Source organism: Gluconacetobacter johannae (genome assembly GCF_014174305.1).
Classification (GTDB): domain Bacteria; phylum Pseudomonadota; class Alphaproteobacteria; order Acetobacterales; family Acetobacteraceae; genus Gluconacetobacter; species Gluconacetobacter johannae.
Map to the genome: position 1 here is coordinate 27,848 of NZ_JABEQH010000012.1, position 24,282 is coordinate 52,129.

Here is a 24,282-nt window from a genome sequence, read left to right on the forward strand (position 1 = left end):
GGGTTCGGGCAAAGCCCGACCTGCCCCCTTCCCATCACACCGGCAAGGCGGCGCGCACCCCCTTGTCCCGGATGGCCCGGCGCGCGGCGACGATGGCGTCGGTCAGCGCCGGCGTCTGGACGTCGCGCCAGCCGTCGAAGGCCGGCAGCGCCAGCGCCGCCGCCAGGTCGTCGTCGCGCACCAGCGCGAGATGCGCCGCATCCAGCGTCGGCTCGAACGGCGTGTAGCTGTCGCCGGCCTCGTCCACGCCGCGCAGCATCTCCAGATAGGCGGCGATGCCGAACGCGATCCGCGACAGGTCGCCGTCCGCCGCGATGGCCCGGCGCACCGTCTCGGTCCAGTAGACCTGCACCTTGGACGACCCGTCGCCGCCGATCCGCAGCAACTGGTCCGCCATCGCCGGGTTCGAGAAGCGGCTGAGCACGCTGCGCCGGTACGCCTCGGGGTCCAGCCCGGCGGGCGCGGTCAGGCGCGGGATCACGTCCTGTTCCAGATAGGCGTTGACGAACCGCGACAGGTCGGCATCGGCCAGCGTGTCGTGGACCAGGCGATAGCCCAGCAGGATGCCCGAGAACGCCAGCATGATGTGCGAGGCGTTGAGCATCCGCACCTTCACCTGTTCGTAGCCGGTCACATCGTCCACGAACTGCACGCCCACCTTCTCCAGCGCCGGGCGGCCGGCGCAGAATTTGTCCTCCAGCACCCACTGGGTGAAATCCTCGGCCACCAGCGGCAGGTCGTCGTCCAGCCCGCTGGCCGCGTTCAGGGCCGTGGCGATCGCCTGGTCCACCGTAGGCGTGATGCGATCGACCATGCCGTTGGGGAAGGTGACGTTTTCCGCCATCCACGCCGCAAGCCCGGCGTCGCGCGCCCGGGCGTAGCCCAGGAATGCGGTGCGGGCGACATCGCCGTTATGGCGCAGGTTGTCGCACGACACGATGGTGAACGGCCCCGCCCCCGACGCCCGCCGACGCGCCAGGGCCTCGACCACGAAGCCGAAGATGGTGGTGGGCAGGCCGTCGCCGGCCAGGTCGGCGCGCACGGCCGGCGTGTCCAGGCGGAACGTCCCGCTGGTCTCGTCGATATTGTACCCACCCTCGGTAATCGTCATGGTGACGATCCGGGTCGCGGGGTCCGACAGCCGGTCCAGCACGGCGGCGGGGTCGGCCGGGGCCAGCAGGTAGTCGCGCAGCGCCCCGATCACCCGCACCGCGCGGCTGCCGTCCGGCGCGGCCTCGGTCAGGGAATAGAGGCAGTCCTGCGCGCGGAAGCTCTCGGCCTTGGCCGCCGAACGTGCGCCATCGGTCAGGCCGACGCCCACGATGCCCCACCCCTGCTGGCCCGGCAGGGCCAGGCAGCGATCGACATAGAACGCCTCATGCGCGCGAAAGAAATTGCCGACGCCGAAATGCACGATTCCGGTCCCGATCGCGGTCGGGTCGTAGCCCGGTGCGGAAACGCCGGCAGGCAGATCGTCCAGAATTGTCCGGTTCATCATGTCGCCTCATTCTCCTTCTGGGTGCTGTTCTCATAGCGGGGGAACGCGCGTCGCTCCCCCGCTGCCGGGGCGGCCGGGCCGCCCCGCCGTGCCGCGCGCGATCAGGCGCGCGGATGGCTACCCGCCGCCCGGCCGGCCTGGGCCGGAGGGGCGGGCAATGCGGATGACGCCGGCGACGCAGCCGGCGGCATGATCGGTGTCCGGCCGGTCTCGCCGGCCTCCAGCACGGCGCCGTCGGACCACACCGCCCGGACCGCGCGGGCCATGTCGGCATGCAGGACCCCCAGCGTAAACTGCATGACCGGACTCCAGTCCGAACCGGGATCGTGCAGCACGCCCAGGATCGCCTCGGCCCCTTCGCCGGTCGGGGGGCGCCTGCGCCGGCGGGTCCGGGCCTCGCGCTCGCACCGGCGGGCCAGTTGAGCCAGAACGCGGCCCAGCGCGCGCCGTTCCCCATCCAGCGCGGCGCCGGTGGCCAGTGTCTCGCCCTCGCTGGCCGCGCGGGCGGCGAACACCGCGTTGCCGCGCAGCCGGCGCAGCAGGCCGGGCAACTGGTCCAGCAACGGGTCGCGACGGCGATGCAGGATGTCCAGCCGCTCGACCTGCGCCTCGGCCACGGCGGAATAGATGTCCTGGATATGCGCGCGGCAGGCCTCGTCGGCCGCCTCGATCGCCTCATGGTCCAGCTTGCCGCCCAGGGCGCGGTCCAGCAGGTCGGCGATGTCGCCCACCAGCCGGGCGGCGGTCCGCAGGACGTCACGCCGCGCCTCGTCATGCAGCACGAAGAACGAGACCGCCAGCGACGTCAGCACCCCGATCATGATCGAGGCGATGCGGTCCAGCGGCCGCAGGAACGGGTCGCCCCCCTGCGCCGGAAACAGCAGCACGATCATCAGCGTGATGGCCGCGAAGCGCATGTTGGGCCGCGCCGCCGCCAGCAGCGCCAGCGGGGTCAGCAGCATCCAGAACACCAGCCAGGTCGGCAACGGCGTCGTCAGCAGCAGGATGATGGCCGACACCCCGGCCCCGGCCCCGATCAGGGTGCCGACGACCTGGTCCCGGCCGGTGGTCAGGGTCTGGGTAATCCGGCTCTGCGTCACGATGACCGAGGTAATCAGCGACCAGACCGGCTCATGCAGATGCACGGCCCTGGCCACCACGCCCGACAGCAGCACCGACACCAGCAGGCGCACGGCCTGCCGGATGTCCGGCCCGCGCGGCAGGATCGCACGCAGGGCCGCCCACCACCGGCCGGCATGCAGCGGGACGGGCGCCGTCATCGCGCTATTTTCCGCTGTCCCCGCCCAGCGGGAACGGCACCCACCGCAGGCCGTCGGCATTCTGCACCAGGAACAGCACCGAGCGGCGATGCTGCGCCCGCGCCGCCTCGACCAGGCGGCGCACGTCGGCGGGCGACGCGACATCGGACTGCTGCACCTCGGTGATGACGTCGCCGGGGCGCAGGCCCCGGTCGGCGGCCGGGCCGTCATCGGCCGTGGCGGTGACGACCACGCCCTTCTGCCCTTCGGCCAGATTGTATTTCTGGCGGGCGACGTCGTCGATCGCCCCCACGGTGAAGCCCAGTCCCTTGAGCGCCATGCTGCCCTGCGGCTTCGCCTCGGCCTTGGGCGCCGGCTGCTCGGGCGCATCCTCGGGCAGGGCGCCCACCGTCACCGGCACCGTCAGGCTCCGGCCATGCCGCCAGATGCCCAGTTGCACCACCTGCCCGGCCGGCACGTCGGCCATCAGGCGCGGCAGGGCGCGGCCGTCGATATCCTTGCCGCCCAGGGTCTGGATCACGTCGCCGGTCTGCAGCTTCGCGGTGGCGGCCGGCCCCTTGGGCTCCACGCCGGCGATCAGCGCACCGTGCGCGGCCTTCAGGCCCAGCCCGTCCGCGATCTCCTGCGTCACATCCTGGATCCGCACGCCGATCCACCCGCGCGACACCTTTCCGGTGTGGCGCAACTGCTCGATGATGCCCCGCGCCTCGGCCGAGGGGATGGAGAAGCCGATGCCGATCGACCCGCCGGACGGCGAGAAGATGGCGGTATTGATGCCGATGACCTGGCCCTGCATGTCGAACAGCGGGCCGCCCGAATTGCCCTTGTTGATCGGGGCGTCGGTCTGGATGAAATCGTCGTACGGCCCCTGCTCGATATTGCGGCCGCGCGACGACACGATGCCCGCCGTCACCGTGCCGGACAGGCCGAACGGATTGCCGATCGCCAGCACCCAGTCGCCCACCCGCGCATGGTCGCTGTCGCCGAACGTCACCGCCGGCAGGGGGTGCGGGCTGTCGACCTTCAGCACCGCCAGGTCCGTGCGGTCGTCATGGCCCAGCAGCCGCGCCTTGAGCACCGTGTTGTCCTGCAACGTCACCGTGATCTGGTCGGCATGGCGGATGACATGGTTGTTGGTGACGATGATGCCCGACGGATCGACGATGAAGCCCGACCCCAGCGCCTGCATCTTGCGCGGGGCGGCGTCGGGGCCGTTCTGGCGGTTCATGAAATCGTGGAAGAATTTCTCGAAGGGCGACCCCTGCGGGAAATTCGGGACCTGCGGCGCGTCCTCGCCGCCGTCATCGTCGCCGCCGTCGGCATCGCCGGCCTTCACCGTCTCGGTGGTCGAGACGTTGACCACCGCCGGCAGCAGCCGGGCCGCCAGGTCGGCGAAGCTGTCGGGCGCGCCCCGCCCCGGCGCGGGCAGACGGGCCGGCGCGGACGCCTCGGGCACGGATGGTACGGCGTGCGGCGCCACCGCCGGTTCCGCCCGGACGGCGCCCCCCGCGACCAGGGACAGGACCGACGCCAGCCCGGCGACGGCGAACGGACGGGAAAAAACCGGAACGGACAGGGGCATCGGGCAGGCAGCTTCCTCAAACGGGGGAACGTCGCGAGGCGCGCATCCTAGACCATCCCCCGCGACCGCCCAATCCCGTTTTCCCCGCTTTATGGCAGCGCGCCGGGCCGCGCCTCAGGTGTGGGCGAACGCGCCGGCCGGCGCGCCGGTCAGTTCCACCAGCCACGCCGCGACCGCCTGGCCCAGCAGGCGATATCCCATGTCCCCCATATGCAGCCCGTCGGGCGACAGGTCCTCGCGCGACAGGCCCAGTTCGGCGCACCACGATTTCATCCGCGCATAGCGGGCGAACACCGGAATGCCCAGTTCGGCGCCGATCCGGTGCACTTCCTCGACGAAGGGCGGAAAGGCCGCGCACTCCTCCAGCATCCGGCAATATTGCGGGTCGATCAGCGCCAGGTCGGCCCCGGCGGCGCGCGTCGCCAGCAGGTCCTGCCGCGTCAGCGCCCCGTAGGTCGCCAGCGGCACGCCCTGCCAGGCGTCGTTGCTGCCGGTCTGCCACAGCACCAGGTCGGCCCCGTCGGCCAGCACGTCGGGCAGGCGGTCGTGCATTTCCCGCGCCCCGTTGCCGCCGATGCCGCGGTTGACCACCGTCAGGCCGCCCGCGACGAAGGGCGCCAGGCCGCGTTCGAACTGGGGGCCGAACCCGTGCTCGGGGCTGCTGGCGCCGATCCCCTCGATGGTGGAGGACCCGAACAGGGTCACCCGCACGGGTTGCCCGCGCCGCAGCCGCCCGGTCAGGCGGGGCAGGATGGAGGAGGCAAGGTGGTCGGTCGTCAATGCATGTTCTCCAGGACGGCGCTCGTCGCCGGCAGGGGCGAATCGCCGCGCTGCGGGTTGGCGCGCAGGCGGTCGGCGGCCGCCTGCTTCGCCCGGGCCGCCGCCTCTTTCTGCCGTACCCGGCGACGGTCGAGAACCGTCGCCAGCCCCCACAGGATCGCGAAACCGATCACATTTACCGCGATCTGCAATCCCCACCCGTCGCCGAAGGTGGTGAAGACCAGCCGCGCATACAGGTCGATGACCGTGCCGACCGAAAAGACCTCCAGCGAATGGCGGCCGAACAACGCCATCACCTGCCCCAGCCGGCCTTCCGCCCCGCGCCGGGCCACCACCGACGACTGCACCAGGTAGAAGATCGACATCACGTCCAGCAGCCGCAGCGGCGCCAGCACGCTCTTGTCCGGGGCGGCGACGGCGAAGGGCCGCAGGTCGGGCAGGCCCCACAGCGACCAGGGAAACGCCTCCAGCGCCGAGACCGCCAGATAGGCGCAGCACAGCAGGCGCAGCCAGCGCACGCGCGGCAGGCTGCCGCCGTGCCGGCCCGCCAGCACGGCGGCGCAGGCCCCCAGCGTGAACAGGAACTGCCAGGCCAGGGGGTCGAAATACCACCCGTCCGGGTCCAGCCAGTTCGGGAAATTGATCGTCGGGTCCAGGTTTATCAGCACCCACAGCCCGCCGCTGAGGGCCAGCGTCAGCACCAGCCCGCGCCGGATCAGCAGGTAGATCAGCGGAAAGGCCAGCAGCAGGACGATATAGAGCGGCAGGATATTGAGGTTGCTGGGCAGGGCGTCGAGGAACATGACCCGCCAGAACGAACTCAGCCCGTGCGCCAGCTCGGGTTCGAGGAAATCGACCGGCACCGGCCAGAAATGCCGCCACTGGCGGATGGTCGCCGTGGTGACCACCACCATGACGGCCTGGAACACATACAGGCGCGCGCAGCGGCGCAGCACCCGGCCGACGCCCGCGCGCAGCCCCACCCGGTCGAAATTCCGCCCGTAGGCCAGCCACGAGGCATAGCCCGCCAGCAGCACGAAGATCTCGGCCGCATCGGCGAAGCCGACATTGCGCAACGTGAAGCGGTTCAGGACGTTCTGGGGGATATGGTCCACGAACATCATCAGCAGGGCCACGCCGCGCAGCGCGTCCACGCGGTGGTCGCGCGTTCCCCCACCGGGCCTGGCGCGCGCGAACGCGGATGACGTCATCGAAACCGGCTCCTTTCCGGGGACACCGCATCCCCACCTTGTGACACACATGGGCCAGAACGCCGCGCGACTCCAGCCCCGTTGCGATTCCTTACATGGGCGCGGGCCATGCCGGGGCCGCCGATTTGCAGCACCGGCTTTTTAGCCTATCTCCCTGTCGGACAGCCCCCTTTGCAGACCCGCAACGGCCGCCCCGCACCGGAACGGCCCACAGGAGAGGATACCCACCATGGCTGAACCCGCACGCGCCGCGATCGAGCACGCCCTGCGGCAGGTCCGCGACCCGGCGACGGGCGCCGGCCTGCTGGACGCCGCGACCCTGGACGGCACGACCCTGCGCGACGGCGCGCTGCATGTCGCCCTGGCGATCGACCGCGCGGACGCCGCCCGGATCCAGCCCCTGCTGCCCCAGGCCGAGCACGCCCTGCGCGCCCTGCCCGGCATCGCCGCCGCCACCGTCATCCTCACGGCCCACCGCCCCGCCGCCCCGCCCGCGCAGGCCCCCGGCCACCGGCCGCTGAACCTGGGCGCCGCCCCGGCCCGCGCGCCCGGCGCCCCGCTGCTGCCCGGCGTGGGGGTGGTCATCGCCGTGGCCTCGGGCAAGGGCGGCGTCGGCAAATCGACCACCGCCGTCAACCTGGCGGTGGGGCTGGGGCTGGAAGGGCTGCGCGTCGGCCTGCTGGACGCCGACATCCACGGCCCCTCGCTGCCCCGGATGATGGGCATCGACCGCCCGCCCGAGGTCCACGGCGGACGCATGACGCCGCTCGAGGCCTGGGGCATCCGCGCCATGTCCATCGGCCTGCTGGTGGACGAGAAGCAGGCCATGATCTGGCGCGGCCCGATGGTGATGGGCGCGCTGGGCCAGTTGCTGGGCGAGGTCGAGTGGGGCACGCTGGACGTGCTGGTGGTGGACATGCCCCCCGGCACCGGCGACGCGCAGTTGACGCTGGCGCAGAAAGTGTCGCTGGCCGGGGCGGTCGTCGTCTCCACCCCGCAGGACATCGCCCTGCTGGACGCGCGGCGCGGGGTGACGATGTTCGAGAAGATGAACGTCCCCGTCCTGGGGATCGTCGAGAACATGTCCTATTTCTGCTGCCCGAACTGCGGCCACCGGACCGAACTGTTCGGCCACGGCGGCGCCCGGGCCGAAGCCCAGGCGATGGGCGTGCCCTTCCTGGGCGAAATCCCGCTGCTGGCCGACATCCGCGCCAGCGCCGACAGCGGCGCGCCCATCGTCGTCAGCGCCCCCGACAGCCCCGGCGGCCAGGCCTACCGCGCCCTGGCCCACACCATCGCCGCCACCGTGCGCCGCCTGACGAAATAGGCCCTAGAAATCCGGCGTGGTGGGGGCCAGCTTCCCCCCCACGCGCAGCGGCGCCATCCGGCGGGCCAGCCCGGTCGCGTCGTCGGTTTCCACCATCATGCCGGCCAGGCTGGCCTCGCCCTCGGCCGGCTGAAGGCGCTCGCCGGGCATGCGGCGCAGGAACCGCGCGATCGCGGCCTCCTTGCCCATGCCGATCACGCTGTCATAGTCGCCGCACATCCCCGCGTCGGTCTGGAAGGCGGTGCCGCCCGACAGGATGCGGTGATCGGCGGTGGGTGTATGGGTGTGGGTGCCGATGACCAGCGAGACCCGCCCGTCCAGCACATGGCCCATCGCCCATTTCTCGCTCGACGCCTCGGCGTGGATATCCACCACGGCGGCCTGCACCGTCACCCCCAGCCGATGGCGCGACAGGATGTCGGCCACCGCGCGGAACGGATCGTCCAGCGCCTCCATGAACTGGCGGCCCATGACGTTGACCACCAGCGCGCGCCGCCCGTCCACCAGCGTCACCACCACGCTGCCCTGGCCCGGCGTGCCGGGGGGGTAGTTGGCCGGCCGGATGATCCGGGGTTCCTGGTCGATATGGCCGATCAGGTCCTTGCGGTCCCAGCTATGGTTGCCCAGGGTGATGACGTCGGCCCCGGCCTCCAGCAGGTCGCGGGCGATGGACGGCGACAGGCCGAAGCCGTGGCTGGCGTTCTCGCCGTTCACCACCACCAGGTCGAGGCGCAGCGTACGGCGCAGTTCGGGCAGATGCGCGATGACGGCATCGCGCCCCGTGCGCCCCACGATGTCGCCCAGAAACAGAATCCGCAAAAACCCGGCCTTTCCTTATCCTGATGCCCGCGTGGGCATCAGGCGCCGCAGCGGATCGTTTCCCGCTCGGTCACCACGACCGGCAGCGGGATGTCATGGCGCCCCGTCGGCACCTCGGGCACTTCCTGCGCCGCCAGCCCGTACCCCATCGCCGGCACCGGCGCCAGGCCGGCCAGCGTGCGGTCGTAATACCCGCCCCCGTATCCCAGCCGGAACCCCCGCCTGTCAAAGGCCAGCAGGGGCACGAACACGAAATCGGGCCGGCCGGCCGGCCCGTCGGGATGGGCGGTGCCGAACCGGCCCGGCACCATCCGGGCGCCGGGCCGCCACAGGCGGAAGCGCAGGGCCTGCCCGCGCGGCGGCGTCTCCGGCAGCAGGACGCGATAGCCGTCGTCATGCAGGTGCGCGCACAGCGCCCGCAGGTCGATCTCGCCGGGCAGCGGCCAGACGGCGGCGACGGCCGCCCCGGCCGGCACGGCGTCGCGCACGCAGCCCAGCATCCGCCGGCACAGCGCCTCGCGCGCATGCGCCGCCGCCGGCGGGGCGCGGCCGGCCATCAGCCGCCGGCGCAGGTCGGCCTTGGCCGCCGCCAGAACGGGGGGATCGGAATCAGGGGAGGAAACGTGCGGAGCCACCATGACCGTTGGTCTTTCAGCCCTCCCGGACCTGCAAGTGCAGGTGGGCGCCAGGTAACATGACCAGGATCACGTCAGAGCCAGCTCCCTAAGGAAGTGCTTATCGGCCCAGGGGTTGAGTTGCCTGACAAGTCCGGCAGCCCCGCCCCTGTAATCTAGTCACGTTCCAGCGCCGTCGCAATGCTTTCGGCACGTTCGACCAGAAGCGCAAGCTGTTCGCGGCGGCGGTCGTTCTCGACGCGGACCTGACGGGCCTCCGTCAGTTGCCGCGACGTGTCTTCGGGCATCTTCTCGGCCGACAGGTCATGGATCTCGTCCGCCATCAGCAGGGCGGCCAGCGCCAGGATGCGGGACTCGCCGCTCTGCCCGCCGATGGCGCGGATGCGCTCGATCCGGCGCTCGACCTCCTGCGCCATGGCCTGCAGATGGCGCTCCTGCCCGTCCTTGCAGCCGACGACGTAGGAATAGCCGTTGATGCGAACCGTCACCTGCGCCATGCGTCACCGCTCCTCGTCATGCGGAAGAACATCGTCGCCGATCACGTCGCGGATCCGGGCGATCAGGATGTCGATGTTGGCCGCCAGGGCCTGCAGGTCAACCGCCTGCCCCTCGGCTGCCACCCCGGCCCCGGGGCCGGGCCTCCGGCGATCCAGCGCGAAGGCAATGCGGTTCAGCGCCTGTTCCAGCCGATCGGCGGGCTCGACGGCCCCCTCAGATTGCGCCACGTACGTGCTTCCCGCCCATCATGATCCTCTTGAAGAAATCGCGCGCGCGCGGTTCAACGTCAAGCGATGATCCACGCGATATCCGCGCCGCGCGCCGTGACCGTCGGTTCCGCGCTCCAGCTCCGCGCCGTGCTGGACGCCCTGGCCGGGGGAAACGCGCGGGGCTGGGTGCTGCTGTCGCCGCCCGACGCCGGCTGCGCCATGGGGCCGGCCTGGTGGCGGGCGCTGGTCGCGGACACCGGGGCGCACCTGCGGGCCGACCTGCCCGCCTTCCTCGACTGCGGGCCGGCGGCGGGCCGCGCGGCCGAGGCCCTGCGCCTGGGGCTGCGCCACATCGTGCTGTCTCCCGCCTGTCCCCAACTGGCGACGGTGCGCCTGCTGGCCGACACGCTGGGCGCCACCTGCCTGATCGGCCGGCCGGACAGCCTGACGCTGGACCCCTTCCCGCCGCCCGACCGGCTGCGGGACCTGCTGGGCGTCGCCCCGCCCGACCCTGCCCCGGCGAATGCACCTGTCGCATCGCCGCGTCCCGCCCTATGATGGGCGCACGATGACCGACTGCCAGCTCTACCTCGTCACCCCGCCCGCCTTCGACCCGGCCACGCTCGCGCCCGAACTGGCCCGCGCGCTGGACGCCGGCCCCGTCGCCGCCGTCCAGCTTCGGCTGAAGGACGCGTCGGACGACGCCATCCGGCGCGCCATTGACATCCTGCGCCCGGTGGCGCAGGGCCGCGACGTCGCCTTCCTCCTGAACGACCGCCCCGACCTGGCGCGCAACAGCGGATGCGATGGCGCGCATGTCGGCATGGACGACATGGCCGCCGCCCAGGCCCGCGCCCTGCTGGGCGACGACCTGCAACTGGGGGTGTCGTGCTACGACAGCCGCGACATGGCGATGCGCGCGGGCGAGGCCGGGGCCGATTATGTCGCCTTCGGGGCGTTCTTCCCGTCCGCCTCGAAGGACACCGACGTGCGGGCCGATATCGACCTGCTGAGCTGGTGGACGACGATGATGGAACTGCCGGTGGTCGCCATCGGCGGCATCACCGCCAACAACTGCGCCCCGCTGGTCCGGGCGGGCGCGGATTTCCTGGCGGTGATCGGCGCCGTCTGGTCGCATCCCGAAGGCCCGGCGGCCGGCGTGCGCGCCATGAACGCCGCCATCGCGGCCGGCTGATCGGGCGCAGCCCTCCAGACGTCATGAAGGCGGCGACAGGACCGATTGCGTCAGGTACAGCACGCCGTTGGATTGCGGCACGCCCCTCACCCACAGCCGGTTGACCTGCCCCCCGCCGTTCCCCAGCAGCACCTGCCCGGTCCCGGCCTCGGCCCAGACCAGCAGGACCGCGCCATCGACCGTCCGCAGCCCCACCCGGTGGCCCGGCGCCGCCGCGATCATGGCGCGCAGCACCGGCTCGGGGTACGCGCCCCGCACCAGGGTATAGCCCAGCGTCCGGCGCAGGGTGTCCACCGGCAGGGCCGGCACGCCGCCCGACCGGCCCGGCGCCAGGTCCTCCATCGGGTCGTTGGGCACGGCGAAGACGGTGAACGGCCCCGCCTCCCGCAGCAGCGGCAGCAGGCCGGCGCGGTCCAGGCCCCGGACGTAATCGGCCAGCTCCACGCTGCCACGCAGATTCTCGTCCAGCGGGCGGTCGCGATAGACCGGGGTGTCCGGCGCGCCATAGGCCACGATGCTGTCGGGAAGGCCGTAGGCCCGTGCCGGGGCGTAGGTCCGTTCCACCGAAACCGTGGGAATGGCCGCCGCCTCGGTGCTGCCGCGCACCAGCAACGGGTCCTGGACCCGATTGCCGCCGCAGCCTCCCAAACCCATCAGCAGCGGCCCCGCCAGGATCAGGCCGAAAACCCGACCCCTTCCCCGCGCCCCGCCAGCCCTACCCGTTCGCCCGGCGCCGCAGCCGCCCATGCCCGTCTCCCCTTATGGCGGGCGGCCGTCGTCGCCGGCGCCCCGGTGTCAGCAGCCGTCGCCGCGCATCGTCCAGCCCGACACCTTGCTGGCGACGACCTCGAAGGTCGTCTGGCAGGTGCTGGTGTAATAGCTGGGCGGGAACCCGCCGCCCCAGCCCCAGCCGGGGCCACCCCAGCCACCCCAGCCGGGGCCGCCCCAGCCGGCGCCACCCCAGCCGCCGCCCCAGCCCCAGCCCCAGCCGACGCTGCCGGGCGAATAGCTGGTCTGGCTGTCGATATAAGCGAGGAAGACATGGCCCTGCGCCTCGTAGGCGCGGGTCGGCACGCCGAACGTGCGGATCACGTCCACCTCGTCACGTCCGACCATCGAGTTGAGCAGTTGCCTCTGCTGAGGCGACGGAACCTCGCACGCCGTCAGGGCGAGCAAGGCGGCCAATGGCAAGATCGACGCGTATTTCATGACTGCGATACCGACATACGAGAAAGAGATTGAAAACCGATTAATCTGAACATACTCCGCCTTGAGTAAGCCCAAGCGGGAACATTACAAAAAATTCACCCCATCCATAAGACGTCACCTATCCGTAACGTACCTGCGGCCAGCATGACCAGACGGTCGAAGCCCAGCGCGATGCCCGCGCAGGCCGGCAGGTCGTCCAGCGCCGCCAGCAGCGCCTCGTCCATCGGCCATGTCCGATCGGGGTCGTCGCCATACAGTTCGGCGCGCCGGGCGCGGTCGGCCACGAACCGCCGCCGCTGCTCCAGCGGGTCGGTCAGTTCCTCGAACGCGTTCGCCAGCTCCATGCCCCCGGCATAGAGTTCGAACCGCAGGGCCACGCGCGGATCGGACGGATCGCGCCGCGCCAGGGCCGCCTGGCTGGCGGGCCAGTGGGTCAAAAAGGTCGGCCGGTCGCGGGCGATCGCGGGTTCCACGCGCTCCATCAGCAGGCGGAAGAACAGGTCTTCCCAACTCTCGCCCTCGCGCAGCGCGCAGCCGGCGGCGCGGGCCAGGGCCCCGGCGTCGCCTTCGGTGGGCAGCAGGTCCAGGCCGGCGTGGCGGGCGAACGCCTCGGCCATCGTCAGGCGCGCGAACGGTTCGCCGATCCGGATGTCCTGCCCCGCGCGGCGCAGGGCCGGCGGCAGCACGGCCCGCAGCAGCGCCTCGGTCTCGTCCATCAGCGCGGCCAGGTCGGCGCCGGGACGGTACCATTCCAGCATGGTGAATTCCGGGGCATGCAGATTGCTACCCTCGGCATTGCGCCAGACGCGGGCCAGCTGGAACACCGGCAGGCCGGTCGCCGCGACGATGCGCTTCATCGCGAATTCGGGGCTGGTCTGCAGGAACAGGGGCTGGCGCGTCCCGTCGGGATGCTCGCGCTCGGTCCGGAAGACCTGCAGATGCACCTCCTCGCCCGGCGTCGGCACGGCGCAGGGGGTCTCGACCTCCAGATAGCCGCGCGCGTCGAAGAACGCCCGCACCCCCCGCGCCACCAGCGCCCGCCGCCGCAGCAGCGCCAGGCGCTCGGCGATCCGGTCGGGATCGCGGGGGCGGTGGGGCCGGCCAGGGGTGATCCCGTCGGTCATGCGCGACTCCTGTTGCAGGACGAAAACCGGCAGAGTAGAGCCAGCCGATGACACGATCGGTCAACCTTCCCGACAGCATGTCCACCCCGGCGCGGCGGACGCTGCGCCGCGTCCCCGACCTGCTCGACGCCGGGCTTGTCCCGCCCGAGGCCGCCCCGGTGCTGGAAGACGTGGCCCGGCGCTACGCCACCGCCATCCCGCCGGCCTTTTACGACCTGATCCAGGCCCCAGACGACCCGATCGGCCGGCAGGTCATCCCCGACGCGGCCGAACTGCTGACCGCCCCGCACGAACGCGCCGACCCGATCGGCGACGACGCGCTGTCGCCCGTGCCGGGCATCGTGCATCGCTATGCCGACCGCGCCTTGCTCAAGCCCCTGCTGGTCTGCCCGCTGTACTGCCGCTTCTGCTTCCGGCGCGAACATGTCGGCCCCGACGGCGGGGTGCTGGACGACGACGCCCTGGCCCGCGCGCTGGACTGGCTGCGCGCCCACCCCGCCATCCGCGAGGTCATCCTGACCGGCGGCGACCCGCTGATGCTGTCGCCCCGGCGGCTGGGCGCCATCGTGCGGGCGCTGGGCGACATGGCCCATGTCACCACCATCCGCGTGCACAGCCGCGTGCCCGTCGCCGACCCCGGCCGGATCACCGGCGAACTGGCCGACGCGCTGGAAACCGACCGGGCGATGTGGCTGGTCGTCCACGCCAACCACGCGCGCGAATTCACGCCCGCCGCCCGCGCCGCCCTGCGCCGCATCCAGGCCCGGGCCATCCCGGTGCTGGGCCAGTCCGTCCTGCTGCGCGGCGTCAACGACAGCACTGCGGCGCTGGAAGGCCTGTTCCGCGCCATGGTCGAGGCCCGGATCAAGCCCTACTACCTGCACCAGCTCGACCCCGCGCCCGGCACCGCGCATTTCCATGTCCCCATCGCCGAGGGCCGGCGCCTGCTGGCGGGCCTGCGCGGCCGCGTCACCGGGCTGGCATGGCCCACCTACACGCTGGACATCCCCGGCGGCCACGGCAAGGTGCCCCTCGGCCCGGACTATCTGGAACCCGCCGCCGACGGCCTGGCGGTCCGCGATCCGGCGGGGGGGCTGCACAAACTCGACGCGGAATCCGCCCCCAACCTTGCCCTCGGCGCGCGAGAGGGCTAGAAGCCCGCCTTTCATCCCACACGTCAGACAGGGCCCCCCATGAAACAGCAGGCGAACCTGATCCGTGCCGGACAGGTCATCGAGCACGACGGCCGTCGCTGGACAGTCCTGAAGCAGCAGATCATCACCCCGGGCAAAGGCGGCGCCTTCATCCAGGTGGAGATGCGCGACCTGAAGACCGGCAACAAGACGAACGAACGGTGGCGCACCGCCGACACCGTCGAGCGCCTGCTGACCGAGGAACGGGAATATACCTATTCCTACATGGACGGCGACAACATCGTCCTGATGGACCCCGAGACGTTCGAGCAGACGCTGCTGCCGCTGGAACTGCTGGGCGACCAGGCCCCCTTCCTTCAGGACAACATGACGCTGGTCATCAACCTGGTCGAAGGCGACCCGGTCGGCGTGCAGCTTCCCGCCCAGGTCACGCTGGAAGTGGTCGAGGCCGATCCGGTCGTGAAGGGCCAGACGGCCAGCTCGTCCTACAAGCCGGCCAAGCTGTCCAACGGCGTCAAGACCATGGTGCCCCCGTTCATCGAGGCGGGCGAGCGCATCGTGGTCCGCACCGAGGATTCCACCTACGTGGAACGCGCCAAGGGCTGAGACCGCGCGCGGCAGGCGGCGGGATCGTTCCAACCGCCCGCCCGATGCTTTAGACCTTTCCATGCGGCGCGGCGGGAGCACCCGTCCGCGCCGCCGATTTCTCCGCCCCCTTCCTCACCGACGAACCAGACAGGACCGACCGACGTGGCCATGCGACTCTCTCCCCACATGACGGTGATGCAGAACGCGGCCCACAAGGCCGCGCGTCGCCTGCTGCGCGATTTCAGCGAGGTCGAGCAGCTTCAGGTCAGCATCAAGGGGCCGGGCGATTTCGTGTCGCAGGCGGACCTGCGGGCCGAGGCGGCGATCCGCGAGGAACTGCTCCGCGCCCGCCCCGGTTATGCCTTCCTGATGGAGGAAAGCGGCGAGTCGGGCAGCGACAACTGGACCTGGCGCTGGATCGTCGACCCGCTGGACGGCACCACCAACTTCCTGCACGGCATCCCCCACTGGGCCATTTCCATCGGCCTGCAACGCCGCCTGCCCGACGGCACCGTCGAAATGGTGGCCGGCCTGGTCTACAACCCCGCCGCCAACGAGATGTTCTGGGCCGAGAAGGGCGTGGGCGCCTTCCTCAACGAACGCCGCATCCGCGTGTCCGCCCGGCGCGACATGCTCGAAGCCCTGTTCGCCACCGGCATTCCCTTCGCCAAGGTCCCGGCGCAGCGCCGCCTGCCCTTCGCGCGGACCCTGGGGACGCTGATGCCGCAGGTCGCGGGCATCCGCCGCTTCGGCGCGGCGGCGCTCGACCTGGCCTGGGTGGCCGCCGGGCGCTACGAAGGGTTCTGGGAACTGGGGCTGAAGCCCTGGGACTGCGCGGCGGGCCTGCTGCTGGTGCGCGAGGCCGGCGGCTACGCCACCGACCCCGACGGCGCGGACCTCGACGACCTGGGCGACGTGGTCAATGTCGTGGCCGGCAACAGCCACCTGCACGCCCCGCTGCGCGAACTGGTCGCCGACAGCCTCGCCCGCTGAGAGGGCGGCCTGACCCGACATCGGGCGGATATTTTAAGGGTTTCCCCCCGCGTTCGGGTCTTCGACCCGGAGGCGATCTGCTCTAGGCTGCCCCGGTCATGCCCGATCCCTTCCCTTCCGCACGCCCCCGCGCCGCGCGCCTCGTCCCGGCCTGCCTGCTGGTCGCCCTGACCGGAACACTGGCCGGGGCGCTGGCCGGACATCCGGCCCTGGCGCAGGTCGTCACCAACGAGAGCGCCCTGTCCGGCCTGGGGCCGGCCCCGGCCGCCCATACGGCGCATCCGGCCCCGGCGCACCCCAGGACCGGCCCCGCACCGCACGGACCGCACGCCGCGCGCCCCTCCAGCGGCACGCCGGCCCCGGCCGTGGCGAAGACCACGGCCGCGCATCCGCCGCCCACGCCCACCATCCCGGCCGCCCCGCCGCCGCCGCCGATCATCCGGCCGCCCGAGATCAGCGTCCCCCTGCACCCGTCGCCGCCGCCGCCCGAAACGCCGGTCGTCCCCACCGCCCAGGGCACGGTGCGGGACCTGCGCGGCGGCACGCGCCTGACCTTCGCCCCCGGCAGCGCCGACATGAACGCGGCGATGATCGACCGGGTGAAAACCTTCGCCGCCGCCCTGCTGGCCGCGCCCGAGGCGCGGGGGCAGGTCGACGCCTACGCCTCGGGCACCCCCGATGACGCCTCGACGCCACGCCGGGTCTCGCTGTCGCGCGGGCTGGCCATCCGCTCGATCCTGATCCACGCCGGCGTCGCCTCGACCCGCATCTACGTCCGCGCCATCGGCCTGTCGGGGCCGCCGCCGGACGATGCGGCGCCGGATCATGTTGACGTGACCCTCTCGAATGTGATCGCCTCTGCCCCTCCCGCCCCTACGGAGCTCCGGCCCAACCCGTGACCCACCCCACGACCTACATCCTGCGTATCGCCCTGTTCATGGCCGCCGTGCTGCTGGTGGCCGCCACGCTGTGGCGCACGCTGTATTCCGCCTTCTTCAACAACCCGGTCCTCGACGGGCTGATCCTCGGCATCCTGGCGTTCGGGATCGCCTGGAACGTCCGGATGGTCCTGCGCCTGATCCCCGAGGTCCGGTGGGTCGAGACGCTGCGCCAGCCCCGCGCCGGCCTGGCCCAGCCCACCCCGCCGAAGCTGCTGGCGCCCATGGCCTCGATGCTGGCCACGCGCAACCGCACCGACCGGCTGGTGCTGTCCACCCCGGCGATGCAGTCCATGCTGGACAGCCTGTCGTCGCGCCTGGACGAAGGGCGCGAACTGTCCCGCTACATGACCGGGCTGCTGATCTTCCTGGGCCTGCTGGGCACGTTCTACGGCCTGCTGCTGACCGTGGGGTCGATCGCCGACGTGATCGGCGGCCTGTCCGTCGGCGCGGCCGACCTCAACGTCATGTTCGACCAGCTCAAGACCGGCCTGGCGCAGCCGCTGCACGGCATGGGCACCGCCTTCTCGGGCTCGATGTTCGGCCTGGCCGGGGCGCTGGTGCTGGGCTTCCTGGACCTGACGGCCGGCCAGGCGCAGAACCGCTTCTTCAACGAGCTTGAGGAATGGCTGGCCGGCCTGACCCGCATTTCGCCCGCCCTGGCCAACGCCGACGGCAGCGAGGCCGGCGTGCCGGCCTACGTCCAGGCCCTGCTGGAGCAGACCGCCGAGAACCTGGAAAAGCTGCAGAACCTCATCGCCCGCGGCGAGGACGGCCGCATCCAGCAGCAGGCCCTGCTGGGCAGCCTGAACGAGCGGATCGGCACGATGACCGACACGATGCGCGCCAGCCATGCCCTGATGCAGCGCATGGCCGACGACTCCGCCCAGGGCCACCTGCGCGGCATCGAGATGCTGCTGACCCGCATGCTGTCGGACATGGAACAGGGCCGCAACCAGGTCTCGACCGACATCCGCAACGACCTGCGGCTGCTGGCGCGGACCGTGGCCGCGGCCGCCCCCGCCGGGGCGCGCGCGCCCTGACGGCAGCGCCCCCACCGCCCCGCCGCCGCAGGGGCTTCCGACGACTGTTTTGACGATCATCCTCGTCCGGCGGGGCCCCCAGCCCCGCCGGATGACGATTTAACGGACGGGACCGACACCCATGGCACGCCGCCGCCGCCAGACCCATGCCGGGCTCGATGCCTGGCCGGGATATGTGGACGCCCTGTCCACCCTGCTGATGGTCATCATCTTCGTGCTGCTGGTTTTCGTGCTGGGGCAGGCCTTCCTGTCCGTGGCCCTGAACAAGCGGCAGCGCGCGATGGAACAGCTCGCCCAGCAGGTCGCCCATCTGAACGACATGCTGTCGCTGGAACGCGGCCACGCCCACGCGCTGGAACTCTCGGTCGCCTCGCTGCGCGCCGCGCACGAAAAGGACGAGGCGATGGAGACATCGCTGACCGCCCAGGTGGCGCAGAGCACGTCGGAACGCGACAACCAGGCCCGGCTGGCCCAGGCCAGCCAGCAGCAGGTCGCCGACCTGGGGTCGCAGCTCGAACAGATCCGCCAGCAGCTTTCGACCGCGATGGCGGCGCTGGAGATCTCGCAGACCGAAATCCAGGACCGGCAGCGCAGGATCGACGACCTGGGCCTGAAGCTGAACGTGGCGCTGGCCGACAAGGTCGAGCAGCTTCAACGCTACCGTTCGGAATTCTTCGGCCGCCTGCGCGATATTTTGAAGAACCAGGAGGGCGTGCAGGTCGTCGGCGACCGCTTCGTGTTCCAAAGCGAAGTCCTGTTCCCGCCCGGCAGCGCCGAACTGTCGCCCAAGGGCGTGGCCGAGATCCGCACCCTGGCCCGCACCTTCCACCAGGTCTCGGCGCAGATCCCGGCGTCGATTCCCTGGATCATGCGCGTGGACGGCCACGCCGACCGCCAGCCGATCCACAGCGCCTTCGCCAGCAACTGGGAACTGTCGTCCGCCCGCGCCATCACCGTGGTCAAGCTGCTGATCGCCGAAGGCATCAGCCCGCATCATCTGGCCGCCACCGGCTTCGCCGACTTCCAGCCGCTGGACGGCGGCAACAGCCAGAGCGCCTTCGCCCGCAACCGCCGGATCGAATTCCGCCTGACCGACCGGTAGCCACGCCTCAGGGCGCTGCCCTGAAGCCCGCCAAAGGGCATCGCCCTCTGGAAACCCCAGACTTCATGCAACGAACGGGATGCAAGGCCGCGGCCCTTGCCGCCCGTGCGCCGGGGCACCCGTTCCACCACCGCCACGAACATGACGTCCAAGAGCCTGTTTGAAAATGTGGGCCCTTGCGCGAGAGCGGAACGTAGTGAAGCGCCCGGCGTGTGTTTTCGAGCACCGAAGCGGAGCGGCCTTGTCGGCCGTGAGCATCGGAGCACAGAAAACCCGCGTCGGATCGCCGCCAGCCCGCATTTCCGATCAGGCTCCAAGAGCAATAGTATGGCATATGTAATGTATGCATATTCATGCTGCGTAATGAGCCATTGTCACGAAATCCCTTCTATGCCCCATATCCGATGCGAGCATAAACCGCTCATTTTCCCGAATTCACGGGAAAGACTCGCCTTGTATTTTTCGAGGCATCCGGCGATCTGCCTCGTTGAACGATCGACGAATAGATCTCGGATGACATATTGAGGGCTAAAGATGCGTCTCCGCACAATGTTACTTGCAACCACCCTGATGGCAGCGGCTCCGGCGATCGCGTCCGCCACGACGATCACCGGTCCGTATGTCGACATCGGCGGCGGTTACGACCTGACCCAGACCCAGACCTTCAAGGACAAATACCCCGCCGACCAGTACGGGCCGGCCCAGTCTTACGGCTATAAAGTCGGTCACAAGAATGGCTGGACCGGCTACGGCTCCTTCGGCTGGGGTTTCGGCAACGGCCTGCGCGCTGAAATCGAAGGCACCTACCTTCGCTCCAACCTGGGCGGCACCGCCGGTTTCGGGTCCAACGATCCCCTTCACGGCAAGGATTCGTCCTACGGTGGCTTCGTCAATGTGCTGTACGACTTCGACCTGAAGAAGCTGTTCAACATCGATGTCCCGGTCACCCCGTTCCTCGGGGCCGGCGCAGGCTACCTGTGGACGGAGGAACATGCTCACTATAGCAACGCCAGCTATGGTGGCTGGACGTCCTCCAATGGTTTCAGCGGCACGCGCGGCGGGTTTGCCTATCAGGCGATCGTCGGCGCCGCGTTCGATACGGGCGTCCCCGGCCTCCAGGTGACCGCCCAGTACCGCATGATCGGCCAGCCGGGGTCCTTCCGGAATGGTCAGTTCCCGTCGTATTACAACATCAGCGGCTATGGTCAGAGCTATTACTACCCTAACTCCGATACCAGCTCCGACCATCGCTTCAACCACCTGTTCATGATCGGTCTGCGCTACGCGTTCAACACCGCTCCGCCGCCCCCGCCGCCGGCCGCTCCGGTCGTGACGGCGCCGGCGCCGCTGCCGTCGCGCTCCTACCTCGTGTTCTTCGATTGGGATCAGTCCGCCCTGACCGCGCGGGCACGCCAGATCGTGGCCGAAGCCGCCCAGGCCTCCACCCACGTCCAGACGACCCGCATCGAAGTGAACGGCTACACCGACAACTCCGCCGCGCACCCCGGCCCGCGCGGCGAAAAGTACAATCTCGGCCTGTCCCTGCGTCGTGCCGAAAGCGTAAAGGCCGAACTGATCCATGACGGCGTCCCGGCCGCCGCCATCGACATCCATGGCTACGGCGAAACCCGCCCGCTGGTTCCGACCGGTCCGAACACCCGCGAGCCGCAGAACCGCCGCGTGGAAATCATTCTCCGCTAATCCGGCCTGCTCCGGGCACACGGAACGAAAAACAGGGAGGTGCCTTCGGGCGCCTCCCTTCTTTAACGGCTATCCGGCATATGAGGTTGATGTGTGAAACGTCGCCTTTATGTCGAGTGCCTTCATGATACCGAGAAGGCTGGACAGGCTTGGATTCCCCTTGTCGGATAAGGCTTTGTAGAGTGCCGGACGGGTAATTCCGGCTTTATTCGCAGTTTCTGCCATTCCCCGTGCCTTGGCAATAACGGCCAGTGCATGAGTCAGGGCAGGAATGTCACCATCTTCCCACGCCATGTTCAACAGTTCTTCTTGAACAACGGGGTCTTTCGCAGCCTCGGTGCTATCGAATGCTTCCAATTCTGAAATCTTCATTGGTCATCCTCCAACTCACACACGATCCTCTTGGCAGCCTTGATATCCCTGCCTTGGGTTCTCTTCGTTCCGCCGCCCAAGACCACGATCAGAACCACCCCCCGCTGAACGAAATAGAGCCGATAGCCCGGCCCGTAGTGTATCCGGCTTTCCGAAACACCCTCACCACAGGGCTTCACATCGCCAAATGAACCACCTTCCATTTGAACCAGACGAGCTTTGACCTTCGCAGCGGCTCGACTGTCCGTGAGATTGGCAAGCCAATCTCGGAATTGAAGTGTGGTTTTCACTTCCATGTGTAAACTATAGAAGACAATCGGCCCGTTGTCAATCTCAACCGCCGGATAGCCTTTTAAACCCGGATGTTCGCGATAGGCGCCGACAAGCCCGATCCGTGCTTTCGGCGGCTGGCATCGACCCCGGCAAGCCGCGCCTTCAGGCCGGCTTCAGGTGGGTTGCCCGAAGGCTTTCAGCCTCAGCCGTTCGCTCTGCCGCTGCCCGTCGGCGGCCATCGGGTTCAGCGCCAGGAGCTGCTGCCAGGCCTGGTAGGCGGCCTTCCAGTCGCCGCGCTGCTCCTCGACGTTCGATAAAATCTGCCAGGCGACCGCGTCGCCGCCGTCATGGTGCAGGGCCACGCCCAGGTCGGCCACCGCGCCGTCCAGGTCCCGCGCCGCAAGCCGCGCCTGCGCCCGGTCGCGCCACAGGATGCCGATGTCGGGTTGCAGCACCAGCGCGTCATCCAGGTCGGCCACGGCGTCCAGGGGCTTGCGGTCGGCCAGGTCGGCCTGCGCCCGGCGCAACAGCAGCCGCGTGGTGGGCGACAGGGGCTGCTGGCGCATCTGCTCGATCTGCGCTTCCAGTTCGGCGGCGGCGGCGCGCGAGGACGCATGCGCCAGCCGGGCGGTCAGGGTCGCGATGTCGGGCACCGCCGGGGGCGCGGCGGGCCGGGCCGGCGTGCCGGCCGGCGGCGGGGCCGGTGCCCCGAAGGCCGGAACGCCCAGGCCCAGCGACAGGGCCGCCGCCAGGGCGCACAAACACGAAAACCCGCATTTCCGTCCGAAAATCCGGACGGGAACGCGGGCACGTGCGTCATGCATGGAAGACCGTACGGCCAAAGCCGTCCGGACGATCAGCCCTGGCGGGCCTTCATCCGGGGGTTCTTCTTGTTGATGACATAGACCTTGCCGTGACGACGGACCACACGGCAGTCCTTGTCACGAACCTTGGCCGACTTCAGGCTGTTTCTGATCTTCATGATCCGACCCTCATCTGGCGGCAGGACACCGCAAAGACGGGCCGAATACCGGCCCCACGGGGCAGAGTCAACCGCACACGGCGCGAAGGGGGCGGTTTTAGTGGGATAAAGGCCCCGTTTTTCAGTCCGCTGGCGGCGCCACGATCGCCGGCGGGCGGATATGCGGGGCCAGCAGCCGGAAATCGGCGGCCCGGGGCGCGTGCGGACGCCAGGCCAGGCCGATGGTACGCCACGCCCGGCAGCCCGTCACCGGCCGGACCACCAGCGGCAGGTCGCGCAGGATTCCCGATTCGACCGCCAGGCGCGGCAGCAGCGCCAGCCCCAGCCCGTCCGCCACCATGTCCACCAGGGTATAGAGCGAGGTCACCACGAACTCCTCCTCGCCGTCGGCGGTGCTCCAGCCGCGTTCCTGCCGGCACAGCGCCAGCGTCTGGTCGCGCAGGCAATGCCCGTCTTCCAGCAAAATCATCCGCTCGGTGCCGATCTGCTCGACGGGGACGGCGTTCAGGGCCGCCAGCGGGTGGCGGGCCGGCAGCACCAGCATGAACTCATCCCGCCACAGCGGCAGCGTCTCGGTCCCCTCGCAGGGGCAGGGCATGGCCAGCAGCACCAGGTCCAGCCGGCCCAGCACCAGCTTGTCCATCACGTTGCCGGTCAAATCCTCGTTCACCGACAGCCGGATCTGGGGAAACTGCCGGCGCAGGCGCGCCACCAGGCCCGGCGCCACGAACGGGCCGATGGTGGGAATGACGCCGATCCGCAGCAGCCCCGTCATCGGCGCGCGCGACGCGTCGGCGACGTCCTGCACCGCCTGCAGCGACTCCAGCGCGTGGCGGGCGCGCGCCGCGACCTCGTCCCCGATCGGGGTGAAGACCACGCGCTTGCCGACCTTGCGGTCCAGAAGCTGGATGTCCAGTTGCCGTTCCAGCGCCAGGATCCCGGCCGAAAGGGTCGATTGCGTAACCGCGCAGGCCTGTGCGGCCCGGCCGAAATGGCGCAGGTCGGCCAGGGCGATCAGATAGCGAAGCTGCTGCGCGGATGGCAGGGGCGTCATCGATTCCTTCGATCATCCGGATATAAATTATTCATTGGCATGATATCGGCATCAGCGCCATAGAATATGCGCCGAGGCCGGAGCGCATCCGCGGCGCCGCGCCATGGACAACACATGCAAGGGAGCAAGCCGATGCTGACAGTCGGTGACACATTTCCGAGTTTCGACCTGACCTCCGTTCCCGGCGGCCCCGAGGGGCTGAAGGGCGATTTCGTCCAGATCACGGACAAGACCGACGCGGGCAAGTGGAAGCTCGTGTTCTTCTGGCCGAAGGACTTCACCTTCGTCTGCCCGACCGAGATCGTGGCGTTCGGCAAGCTGGCCGGCGAATTCAAGGATCGTGACACCGTCGTCTACGGCGTGTCGATCGACAGCGAGTTCGTGCACCTGAACTGGCGCCTGCACCACGACGACCTGAAGGGCCTGCAGATCCCGATGCTGGCCGACATCAAGCGCGAGCTGTCCGAGTCCTGCGGCGTGCTGTCGCCGTCGGCCGGCGTGGCCTTCCGCGCGACCTTCCTGGTCGACCCCGAGGGCATCATCCGCCATGTCAGCGTCAACGACCTGTCGGTGGGCCGCAATCCGCAGGAAATCCTGCGTATCCTCGACGCGCTGCAGAGCGACGAGCTGTGCCCGTGCAACTGGAAGCAGGGCGAAGCCTTCCTGAAGCCCTGATCGGGCGGGTCCGGCCCCGCCGGACCCTCTGTCACGAACC

General features: G+C 70.1%; 28 protein-coding genes and 1 other RNA gene. 11 read left to right on the forward strand and 18 right to left on the reverse strand.

Annotated features, from left to right (window positions below):
• Positions 1–34 precede the first annotated feature (34 nt).
• The 5 genes from HLH21_RS09905 to HLH21_RS09925 form a co-directional block, all read right to left on the reverse strand.
• On the reverse strand, positions 35–1,498 hold the full coding sequence (locus tag HLH21_RS09905) for a mannitol dehydrogenase family protein (protein ID WP_182943602.1): 1,464 nt from the start codon (positions 1,496–1,498) through the stop codon (positions 35–37).
• 101 nt (positions 1,499–1,599) lie between these two features.
• Positions 1,600–2,778 (reverse strand): FUSC family protein, encoded by a 1,179-nt coding sequence (locus HLH21_RS09910; RefSeq protein ID WP_182943603.1) that lies wholly within the window; start codon positions 2,776–2,778, stop codon positions 1,600–1,602.
• A gap of 4 nt (positions 2,779–2,782) precedes the next feature.
• The gene (locus HLH21_RS09915; RefSeq protein ID WP_182943604.1) at positions 2,783–4,360 is read right to left on the reverse strand and encodes a DegQ family serine endoprotease; all 1,578 of its coding nucleotides are present in this window, start codon (positions 4,358–4,360) and stop codon (positions 2,783–2,785) included.
• A 114-nt stretch (positions 4,361–4,474) separates the two neighbouring features.
• Positions 4,475–5,140, reverse strand: coding sequence for an SGNH/GDSL hydrolase family protein (locus HLH21_RS09920; protein WP_182943605.1), 666 nt, complete (start codon positions 5,138–5,140; stop codon positions 4,475–4,477).
• Complete coding sequence (locus tag HLH21_RS09925; protein WP_246379551.1) at positions 5,137–6,351, reverse strand: OpgC family protein; 1,215 nt, start codon at positions 6,349–6,351, stop codon at positions 5,137–5,139. The genes HLH21_RS09920 and HLH21_RS09925 overlap by 4 nt, the downstream gene beginning before the upstream one ends.
• 229 nt (positions 6,352–6,580) lie before the next feature.
• Here HLH21_RS09925 and HLH21_RS09930 point away from each other — a divergent pair, with 229 nt between their 5' ends.
• Positions 6,581–7,678, forward strand: a complete 1,098-nt coding sequence (locus tag HLH21_RS09930) for an Mrp/NBP35 family ATP-binding protein (RefSeq protein WP_182943607.1) — start codon at positions 6,581–6,583, stop codon at positions 7,676–7,678.
• 3 nt (positions 7,679–7,681) lie between these two features.
• Here HLH21_RS09930 and HLH21_RS09935 read toward each other — a convergent pair whose 3' ends face one another.
• The 5 genes from HLH21_RS09935 to HLH21_RS09955 form a co-directional block, all read right to left on the reverse strand.
• Complete coding sequence (locus tag HLH21_RS09935) at positions 7,682–8,497, reverse strand: TIGR00282 family metallophosphoesterase (RefSeq protein WP_182943608.1); 816 nt, start codon at positions 8,495–8,497, stop codon at positions 7,682–7,684.
• Between the two features lie 38 nt (positions 8,498–8,535).
• Positions 8,536–9,135, reverse strand: a complete 600-nt coding sequence (locus HLH21_RS09940) for a 5-formyltetrahydrofolate cyclo-ligase (RefSeq protein ID WP_182943609.1) — start codon at positions 9,133–9,135, stop codon at positions 8,536–8,538.
• A non-coding RNA gene (gene ssrS / locus HLH21_RS09945) (6S RNA) lies at positions 9,122–9,278 on the reverse strand. Before ssrS ends, HLH21_RS09940 begins: the two co-directional genes overlap by 14 nt.
• Positions 9,279–9,287: 9 nt before the next feature.
• Positions 9,288–9,629 (reverse strand): cell division protein ZapA, encoded by a 342-nt coding sequence (locus HLH21_RS09950; protein ID WP_182943610.1) that lies wholly within the window; start codon positions 9,627–9,629, stop codon positions 9,288–9,290.
• A 3-nt stretch (positions 9,630–9,632) separates the two neighbouring features.
• Positions 9,633–9,857, reverse strand: a complete 225-nt coding sequence (locus tag HLH21_RS09955; RefSeq protein WP_182943611.1) for a hypothetical protein — start codon at positions 9,855–9,857, stop codon at positions 9,633–9,635.
• A 66-nt stretch (positions 9,858–9,923) separates the two neighbouring features.
• Between HLH21_RS09955 and HLH21_RS09960 the strand changes: the two genes are divergently transcribed.
• Complete coding sequence (locus HLH21_RS09960) at positions 9,924–10,397, forward strand: hypothetical protein (RefSeq protein WP_246379553.1); 474 nt, start codon at positions 9,924–9,926, stop codon at positions 10,395–10,397.
• 10 nt (positions 10,398–10,407) lie between these two features.
• Positions 10,408–11,034 carry a thiamine phosphate synthase gene (gene thiE / locus HLH21_RS09965; RefSeq protein WP_182943612.1) on the forward strand — a complete coding sequence of 209 codons (627 nt, stop codon included), beginning with the start codon at positions 10,408–10,410 and terminating at the stop codon, positions 11,032–11,034.
• A gap of 21 nt (positions 11,035–11,055) precedes the next feature.
• On the opposite strand, the gene HLH21_RS09970 is transcribed toward thiE, so the two are convergent.
• The 3 genes from HLH21_RS09970 to epmA form a co-directional block, all read right to left on the reverse strand.
• Complete coding sequence (locus HLH21_RS09970; protein WP_182943613.1) at positions 11,056–11,688, reverse strand: fasciclin domain-containing protein; 633 nt, start codon at positions 11,686–11,688, stop codon at positions 11,056–11,058.
• Positions 11,689–11,829: 141 nt separating this feature from the next.
• The gene (locus tag HLH21_RS09975; RefSeq protein ID WP_182943614.1) at positions 11,830–12,243 is read right to left on the reverse strand and encodes a hypothetical protein; all 414 of its coding nucleotides are present in this window, start codon (positions 12,241–12,243) and stop codon (positions 11,830–11,832) included.
• A 95-nt stretch (positions 12,244–12,338) separates the two neighbouring features.
• Positions 12,339–13,367: an EF-P lysine aminoacylase EpmA gene (gene epmA / locus HLH21_RS09980; protein ID WP_182943615.1), complete on the reverse strand. Its 1,029-nt coding sequence runs from the start codon at positions 13,365–13,367 to the stop codon at positions 12,339–12,341.
• Positions 13,368–13,414: 47 nt separating this feature from the next.
• Between epmA and HLH21_RS09985 the strand changes: the two genes are divergently transcribed.
• The 7 genes from HLH21_RS09985 (at position 13,415) to HLH21_RS10015 (ending at position 20,886) form a co-directional block, all read left to right on the forward strand.
• Positions 13,415–14,521, forward strand: coding sequence for a lysine-2,3-aminomutase-like protein (locus HLH21_RS09985; RefSeq protein WP_182943616.1), 1,107 nt, complete (start codon positions 13,415–13,417; stop codon positions 14,519–14,521).
• A 39-nt stretch (positions 14,522–14,560) separates the two neighbouring features.
• Positions 14,561–15,127, forward strand: coding sequence for an elongation factor P (gene efp, locus HLH21_RS09990; RefSeq protein ID WP_182943617.1), 567 nt, complete (start codon positions 14,561–14,563; stop codon positions 15,125–15,127).
• 150 nt (positions 15,128–15,277) lie between these two features.
• Positions 15,278–16,102 (forward strand): inositol monophosphatase family protein, encoded by an 825-nt coding sequence (locus tag HLH21_RS09995; protein WP_182943618.1) that lies wholly within the window; start codon positions 15,278–15,280, stop codon positions 16,100–16,102.
• Positions 16,103–16,200: 98 nt separating this feature from the next.
• Positions 16,201–17,001: an OmpA family protein gene (locus tag HLH21_RS10000; protein ID WP_182943619.1), complete on the forward strand. Its 801-nt coding sequence runs from the start codon at positions 16,201–16,203 to the stop codon at positions 16,999–17,001.
• Positions 16,998–18,083, forward strand: coding sequence for a flagellar motor protein MotA (locus HLH21_RS10005; RefSeq protein WP_182943620.1), 1,086 nt, complete (start codon positions 16,998–17,000; stop codon positions 18,081–18,083). The genes HLH21_RS10000 and HLH21_RS10005 overlap by 4 nt, the downstream gene beginning before the upstream one ends.
• Before the next feature lie 121 nt (positions 18,084–18,204).
• Positions 18,205–19,185 (forward strand): peptidoglycan -binding protein, encoded by a 981-nt coding sequence (locus HLH21_RS10010; RefSeq protein ID WP_182943621.1) that lies wholly within the window; start codon positions 18,205–18,207, stop codon positions 19,183–19,185.
• 534 nt (positions 19,186–19,719) lie between these two features.
• Entirely contained in the window at positions 19,720–20,886 is a 1,167-nt protein-coding gene (locus HLH21_RS10015) for an OmpA family protein (RefSeq protein ID WP_182943622.1), read from the forward strand.
• A 69-nt stretch (positions 20,887–20,955) separates the two neighbouring features.
• Here HLH21_RS10015 and HLH21_RS10020 read toward each other — a convergent pair whose 3' ends face one another.
• From HLH21_RS10020 to HLH21_RS10040, 5 genes are all read right to left on the reverse strand, one after another.
• Positions 20,956–21,258 carry an addiction module antidote protein gene (locus HLH21_RS10020; RefSeq protein ID WP_182943623.1) on the reverse strand — a complete coding sequence of 101 codons (303 nt, stop codon included), beginning with the start codon at positions 21,256–21,258 and terminating at the stop codon, positions 20,956–20,958.
• Entirely contained in the window at positions 21,255–21,554 is a 300-nt protein-coding gene (locus HLH21_RS10025) for a type II toxin-antitoxin system RelE/ParE family toxin (RefSeq protein WP_182943624.1), read from the reverse strand. Before HLH21_RS10025 ends, HLH21_RS10020 begins: the two co-directional genes overlap by 4 nt.
• Positions 21,555–21,704: 150 nt before the next feature.
• A complete protein-coding gene (locus HLH21_RS10030) occupies positions 21,705–22,292 on the reverse strand; it encodes a tetratricopeptide repeat protein (RefSeq protein WP_182943625.1) in 588 nt (195 codons plus the stop codon).
• A gap of 95 nt (positions 22,293–22,387) precedes the next feature.
• Positions 22,388–22,513, reverse strand: coding sequence for a type B 50S ribosomal protein L36 (gene ykgO / locus HLH21_RS10035; protein WP_012223099.1), 126 nt, complete (start codon positions 22,511–22,513; stop codon positions 22,388–22,390).
• Between the two features lie 121 nt (positions 22,514–22,634).
• The gene (locus HLH21_RS10040; protein WP_182943626.1) at positions 22,635–23,567 is read right to left on the reverse strand and encodes a hydrogen peroxide-inducible genes activator; all 933 of its coding nucleotides are present in this window, start codon (positions 23,565–23,567) and stop codon (positions 22,635–22,637) included.
• Between the two features lie 132 nt (positions 23,568–23,699).
• Between HLH21_RS10040 and HLH21_RS10045 the strand changes: the two genes are divergently transcribed.
• The gene (locus HLH21_RS10045; RefSeq protein WP_182943627.1) at positions 23,700–24,242 is read left to right on the forward strand and encodes a peroxiredoxin; all 543 of its coding nucleotides are present in this window, start codon (positions 23,700–23,702) and stop codon (positions 24,240–24,242) included.
• Positions 24,243–24,282: the final 40 nt, after the last annotated feature.